Raw genomic sequence first — 6102 nt, 5'->3', positions numbered from 1 at the left:
AGCCGAATCCGCGATTGGGGCTGTAGACGGGCGGCAGGTCGTAGTCGCGGCCGAAGTTCTGCAGGGCCGCCGCCTGCCAATAGTTCTGGGCGATGATCACTTTCGGCCGCTCGGCCTCGGGCAGCGACCGGTAGGCGTCGGCGACCTTGGCGGTCAGATCCGACCAACCGGAGTTGCCGTAGATGCCGGTCCGCACCGCGAATTCGGCCTGGGTCTTGATCGCCCCGCGAATGTGGGAGGCCGGTTGCGGCAGCACGATGACCAGCACGCCGATGATGATCAGCGACAGCGCCACGATGGGCCCGGCGATGACGCGCAGCGTGCGCCCGCCGCGGTCGTGCCGCGAATAGGGCAGGGCGGCCGCGCCGATACCGAACAGCACCGGCAGGAATCCCGCTGTGTAGTACGGCCGTCCGTGCCCGAGCAGGATGACCGCGATCAGCAGGCCGGAGGCGACGAGCATGAACAGGTAGGGCCGCAGCCAGCGCTGCTTGGCCAGACACCAGAAGGCCCACGCGCACAGCAGCCCACCGAGCAGGCCGGTGAGTCCGATCATCTGCGGGATGCAGGCGAGCGGTCCGCCGCCGGCCGCGTCCTGTTCGGCCCCGATCACCTTGCTCATGGCCAGCGCGGGCCAGCCGTGCAGCTGCTGCCACCACAGCCCGGGCACGGCCGAGATCGCGAAGATCGCGATGCCCTTCCACAGCCCGCGCTGCCACAGCAGCGATCGCGGGCCCGCGAGGAGGATCGCCGCGGCCAGGCACAGCAGGATGGTCGGGATGAACCATTTGACCTGCAGGTCGATGGCGGCGATGACGCCGATGGCGAGGAACAGCCGATCGTCGCGGGTGCGGATCCAGCGGATCAGCAGCCAGATGATGGCGGCCTGCAGGGTGGCGTCGAAGGAGAAGGTGCTCAGCTGGACGGCCTGGGTGGCGGCCAGCGGCGAGACGGCGTAGGCGGTGGCGGCGACCAGCTGGGCATTGCGGGAGCCGCCGAGTTCGTAGGCGACGGCGGCGCTGATCACGACCGCGGCCGCGGTCATCAGGACGGCCGGAAGGCGAAGGACCGGAGCCGAACCGGGGGCCAGTGAGTCGGCCAGATGGGCGATGAGCGGGATGAGTACGCCTTGGTCGGCGTAGGTCAAACTGCGGTGGGCGCCGGCCGCGACGAAGTACAGTTCGTCACCGAAATAGTCGTAGCGAAACGTCGGGATGGCAAGGAATGCCCCGCTGAGGGTGGCGAGTAGCAGGACCCAGACCGTGGCGAAGGCTGGCCGCGGCGGGCTCGGTTCCTCGAGATCGACCGCGGGGGCGGCAGCATTGAGAACCATATTTCCCCGACTGAAAAAGCAGTGTTTCGAATTGTCGAAGACGCTACCGGGGCGGTTGACCAATTCTTGCCAATGTGGAAGTGATCTATTTCACACCCCATTCGGCTGCGCATTACCGCAGGGCAAGTCATGTTTCGCGGTTATTCAAGAGCGGAATGAATCGGGAACCAATGCGCCCGCTCACCTATGGCGGCGCACACAAACTGCGGCATCGCCCCGCCGCCGATCCGTACCCTGGACCCTCGTGGAGTTATCTGTCGCCCGGGCCGAGTTCGAGGACGTCGCGATCGCCTATCGGGATTCCGGGGCGACGGGCGGGCATCTCTACAGCGACACCCCGGTGCTGCTGGTGCACGGCATGGGCGGCGACGGGCACACCTGGGATCGATTCGCGGCGCAGTTGATCCGACGCGGACGGCGGGTGATCATTCCCGATCTGCGCGGGCACGGGCACAGCGCGCACGCCGACTCGTATCGATTCCCCGAATTCGGGAACGACGTACTGCGACTGTGTGATCGGCTCGAGCTCGAAACCGTGGATCTGGTCGGGCATTCGCTCGGCGGCTACGCCATTTCCTGGGTCGCCATGGAACGCCCGGAACTGGTGCGGCGCTTGGTGATCGAGGAACAGCCGCTGCCCCTGCGCTCCGGCGACGAACCGCTGCGCTTCACCCGCCGACTGCCGACCATCCCCGAACTGTGGCACGCCACCACCAGCGTGCTGCGGCATCCGCGCGCGGTACTGGCCTTCGACCGAGCCATGACCGGCGCCGCGCTCGAGCAGTTCCGCAAACCGTATCCGGAGTGGTGGGAGGGCCTGGCCGAGATCACCGCGCCCACCCTGTTCCTGCGCGGCGGGCCCGGCGGCATGGTGGACCCGGGCAAACTCGAGCAGATGGCCGCCGCGCTGGCCGACTGCACGGTGCGCACCTTCGGTTCCGGCCACAGCATCCACCGCGACCGCTACCGCGAATTCGAGGCCGAAGTGCTCCCCTTCCTGGGGCACTGAGCTGGCGCTATCTACAGTTGAACGGTGTCCGCATCCGAGCGTCCCACGCTGTGGTTTCCCGACGAACAGTCCTTCCGGGACTGGCTGACGGCCAATCACGCGGCCGTGGACGGGATTTGGCTGAAATTCGCCAAGAAGGACTCGGCCTTCACCTCCCTCGACTACGACGGCGCGCTGCGGCAGGCCCTGTGTTTCGGCTGGATCGACGGCCAGTCGCGCAAGCTCGACGACGACTTCTTCGTCATGGGTTTCACGCCCCGGCGACCGCGCAGCCAATGGTCCCAGCGCAATGTGGGCCTGGCGGGCGAGCTGATCGCCGCCGGGGTCATGCATCCGGCCGGGCAGGCCGAGATCGACCGGGCCAAGGGTGACGGGCGCTGGGAGAATGCCGTGGGCCGGGATCTGCCCCAGGACTTCCTGGACGCGCTGGCGCGGTATCCGGAGGCGGCCGCCTTCTTCGAGACGCTGCCCATGCAGTCGCGCATCGCCGTCGGCTACCACCTCGGGAGCGCGGTGCGGCCGGAGACGCGGGCGCGGCGGCTGGAGCAGGTGATTCGGAAATTGATCGACGGGAAGCCATTGTGATCGGGAAACCACTGTGACGGGGTTCGAGGGAATGCCGTGCTCGACTGCGGCACTGGAGGTTCCGCTACCCGGCAGCGCCACCCGCATCACCGGTTGGCTGTGCGTCGAGCAACCCGGGGCGTGGGGGCGCGATGTGATCGGCGACGAGGTGCTCGGGCCCGCGATCACCCCCGAACTGGCGGCCCGCACCAAGGCCGCGCACGTCCGGCCGACGCTCATCCGCCGTCCCGGGCGCACCGAATTCACCGGTGTCCGAACCGTTCTGCTCGTCAGTTCGAGACCAGGGGGCTCCTGGTGCGAGCGCTTCGAGATCAGTGATCTGCGTGAGTTGCTGGACATCGACCTGCATCTGCTCAATGGCCCGCCGCCGGGAATCGGTGTGGCCGTGACCGATCCGCTGGTGCTCGTCTGCGCCCACGGCAAGCGCGATCAGTGCTGTGCGCGGCTGGGCCGTCCCATCGCCGCGAGCCTGTCCGCCGCGCATCCGGACCGGGTGTGGGAGTGCTCGCACACCGGCGGCCACCGCTTCGCCCCCGCCGTCATCGTCCTGCCCACCGGCCTCACCTACGGCCGCCTGGACGAGGACGCGGCGCACGCCATGCTCGCCGCCGCCGACAAGGGCGAGGTATCGCTCACCGGGTTCCGCGGCCGCAGCTGCTACACCCCGGTCGAACAGGTCGCGGAAGTCGCTGTGCGCCAACGGCTCGCGGACGCCGCCTACACCCTGGCGAATCCGGGCATCGAAGCCGCCGGTCCGACCGCTGCTTCCGAGACCCTCCCGGACCACGCTCCCGAGGCAGACGTGGAACTGATCGCCGGAGTCCCGGATCCGATCGCGGGCATTGACGACCTGATCGTCGAATCGGCCCCCGACCACCCCGAACTCGTCACCGACCCGGCCACTTTCGCGGGCGCGGCCCAGGTGACGCACCGCGACGGCCGCCGCTGGCTGGTCACCGCCCGCACCGTCGCCTACGCGCCCCGCCAGGCCAGCTGCGGCGCCGCCCCCAAACCCGCCACCGCCGTGGTCGTCGACGAAATCCGCCAACTGCCCTGAGCGGCAACCCATTCGCGGCCCGCCGGATCTGCTGCGCGGCTGGCTCGGCATCGGATGCCGCCGCGGTCGGTGACGGTGTGCGCCTACTCTCTTGGGCGGTAACGGATCTCGTGTGCTGCGCTACCGGTCCGGGTCGATCGGAGTATCGGGACGGAGCGGGATGTCGACGGTTTCGCCGCGTCGGGTCACCTGGAGGCTGCTGCCCGGTGGCAGGTCCGCCGCGAGCAGGACGTCGCGGGTCACGTCCGTCGCGGCCTGCCAGTCGTCGAGCAGGAGCAGCGGGAGCTCGTCGACATAGGTGCCGTCGAGGCGGCCCACGCGGGCCGGGCCGTGTCGGGTGCTGCCCAGTCCGGCGGTGCGGAGGGCGGCGTTGAGGTGGGGTTTGAGGGTGGCGGCCAAGCCTTCTCGCGGGGCGTCGCCGGAGGGGACCGGCAAGAGGACGCGGGCGTGATAGCGGCGGGGTGGGGGTGTGGGCCGGGAATGAGTGCGCACCAGCCGACCAGGTTCGAGGCCGAGCAGGAGTTCGGTCATGACCAGGGCGCGTAGCTCGTCGGCGTCGGCCGACAGTGCGGACAGGACGGCAGGGTCGGCGCATTCCGCATCGTGCAGCGCCGTGAGCAGTGCTGTTCGATGCGGGTCGGTGGGATCGGCGGCGAAGGTCTCCGCAGCCGCTCCGACGCCGGGGTGCCGGGCCCACGGCTGTTCACGAACCATCGCACATCGGGAGCGTGCTCGCTCGACCGCGGAAGCGAGTGCGGCGAAGGGGAATTCGTCATGCTCCCGGTCGCGCATCGAATACAGCTCACCGGTCCGATGGTCCGCCGCGTCCGGGTCGTCGCGGTAAGGGTTCTCCTGCGCACTGTCCTCGAAGTACCAGCGGCCGCTTTCCTCGTCGCGGTGCCAGTCCACCCCGTACGTCCGGACGTCACCGTGGGTGGCGTACGCACGACGCTGGTAGGCATCCAGTTCCGTCAGCGTGTCGAAGGCCGCGCGCAGCAGCGGCACGGCCACCTCGGCATCGCGGTCGGTGCAGATCGGGGCGAACCGGCCGAGCAGCGCCAGCCGCGGGCCCGGATGGACGGCGTCCGGATCGGCCAAAGCGGCGGCGCGGCAGAGCAGGTCGGCCTCGGACCAGCGCAGGGTGTGCGGCTGCCAGGTGACGAGATCCTCCGCGCCGATCTCGACCGGTTCCGCCGCGCCGGGGTGGCGCAGGGACAGCGCCGAGCCGTAGGACCAGGACGTGATGTGCAGCGAGTAACCGTCACCGAGCTCGAAATCCGTTTCGAGCTCGGCGAATTCCTCGTACTCGTCGTACCCTTCGTACTCGTCGTCGTCCTCATCCGCGGTCTCCTCGTCCGCGTCGGTCTGCTGATCCTCGTCGGGTATCTCGTCCGCGTACTCGTCGAGAAAACAAGCGGCCCAAGCCCGGGCGAACACGGCATCCGACTCCTCGATCATGCCGCGATCCTGCCAGGAAAATCGCGGGCCTTCGCCGAGCGGGCTGGCTAGCATCGGGGCACGGCGATGACGAGCGTGACGAACTCCGAGCCGTAGCGGCCGGTCACCGCGAAAACGACCGATCTGAGGCGGCCGGACTTCGGCCGTGAAGGTGTGGTGGCACCGCGACCGACCCGATCGCCCACACCTCCCGGGGATAGCTACCAGGAGGTGAGAACCGATGACACGCAGTCTGTGCGGAACCTTGGCGGCGGTGTACGACACCGCGCCCGAGGCGAGGGTGACGCTCGAGGGCTGGATCCACCGGCGGCGGCAACTGGCCGCGGTGGTGTTCGTGGTGATCCGCGACCGATCCGGCCTCGCGCAGGTGGTGGTGACGGAACCCGCTGTGCGGGAACAGATCACGGGGATTCCTGAGGAGAGCGTGGTGCGGGTGACCGGTAGACTGGTCGCCAACGCCAAAGCGCCGGGCGGAGTGGAGGTCGTCGAACCCGAATTCGAGGTGCTCGGTGCGCCCGCACTACCGCCGCCGGTCGAACTGTGGCGGCCCACGCTGGGCGCGACCCTGCCTACCGTGCTCGATGCTCGCCGTCCTTCAACTGGAAGGCGCACCTGGACGACGCCACCATCGCGAAGTTCCAGCGTGAGCTGGGCGCCATT

General features: G+C 69.1%; 5 protein-coding genes and 2 pseudogenes. 5 read left to right on the top strand and 2 right to left on the bottom strand.

The window, feature by feature from the left end; translation table 11 throughout:
- The coding region (locus ACWELQ_RS35295; protein WP_452401353.1) for a glycosyltransferase family 39 protein at positions 1-1333 on the bottom strand (1333 nt) is incomplete at its 3' end.
- 244 nt (positions 1334-1577) lie between these two features.
- Here ACWELQ_RS35295 and ACWELQ_RS35290 point away from each other — a divergent pair.
- Genes ACWELQ_RS35290 through ACWELQ_RS35280 form a run of 3 tightly spaced genes read left to right on the top strand, consistent with a single transcriptional unit; the run spans position 1578 to position 3984 of the window.
- Positions 1578-2342 carry an alpha/beta fold hydrolase gene (locus ACWELQ_RS35290; RefSeq protein WP_452401352.1) on the top strand — a complete coding sequence of 255 codons (765 nt, stop codon included), beginning with the start codon at positions 1578-1580 and terminating at the stop codon, positions 2340-2342.
- 24 nt (positions 2343-2366) lie between these two features.
- Positions 2367-2927: a YdeI/OmpD-associated family protein gene (locus tag ACWELQ_RS35285; protein ID WP_452401351.1), complete on the top strand. Its 561-nt coding sequence runs from the start codon at positions 2367-2369 to the stop codon at positions 2925-2927.
- 31 nt (positions 2928-2958) lie between these two features.
- On the top strand, positions 2959-3984 hold the full coding sequence (locus tag ACWELQ_RS35280; RefSeq protein ID WP_452401350.1) for a sucrase ferredoxin: 1026 nt from the start codon (positions 2959-2961) through the stop codon (positions 3982-3984).
- 120 nt (positions 3985-4104) lie between these two features.
- Here ACWELQ_RS35280 and ACWELQ_RS35275 read toward each other — a convergent pair whose 3' ends face one another.
- A complete protein-coding gene (locus ACWELQ_RS35275) occupies positions 4105-5442 on the bottom strand; it encodes a hypothetical protein (protein WP_452401349.1) in 1338 nt (445 codons plus the stop codon).
- Between the two features lie 220 nt (positions 5443-5662).
- Between ACWELQ_RS35275 and ACWELQ_RS35270 the strand changes: the two are divergent.
- Positions 5663-5890 (top strand): annotated as a pseudogene (locus tag ACWELQ_RS35270) (OB-fold nucleic acid binding domain-containing protein); the annotation flags it as partial.
- A gap of 134 nt (positions 5891-6024) precedes the next feature.
- A pseudogene (locus ACWELQ_RS35265) lies at positions 6025-6102 on the top strand (hypothetical protein); the annotation flags it as partial.

This window comes from Nocardia sp. NPDC004722 (assembly GCF_053601505.1).
Note: the sequence above shows the minus strand (reverse complement) of the source record. Positions and strands in the feature narration are given on the sequence as shown.

Excerpts from the sequence above, each read along its gene's own strand:
- ACWELQ_RS35275 (WP_452401349.1), bottom strand. The coding sequence starts at position 5,442 with ATGATCGAGGAGTCGGATGCCGTGTTCGCCCGGGCTTGGGCCGCTTGT.
- ACWELQ_RS35280 (WP_452401350.1), top strand. The coding sequence starts at position 2,959 with ATGCCGTGCTCGACTGCGGCACTGGAGGTTCCGCTACCCGGCAGCGCC.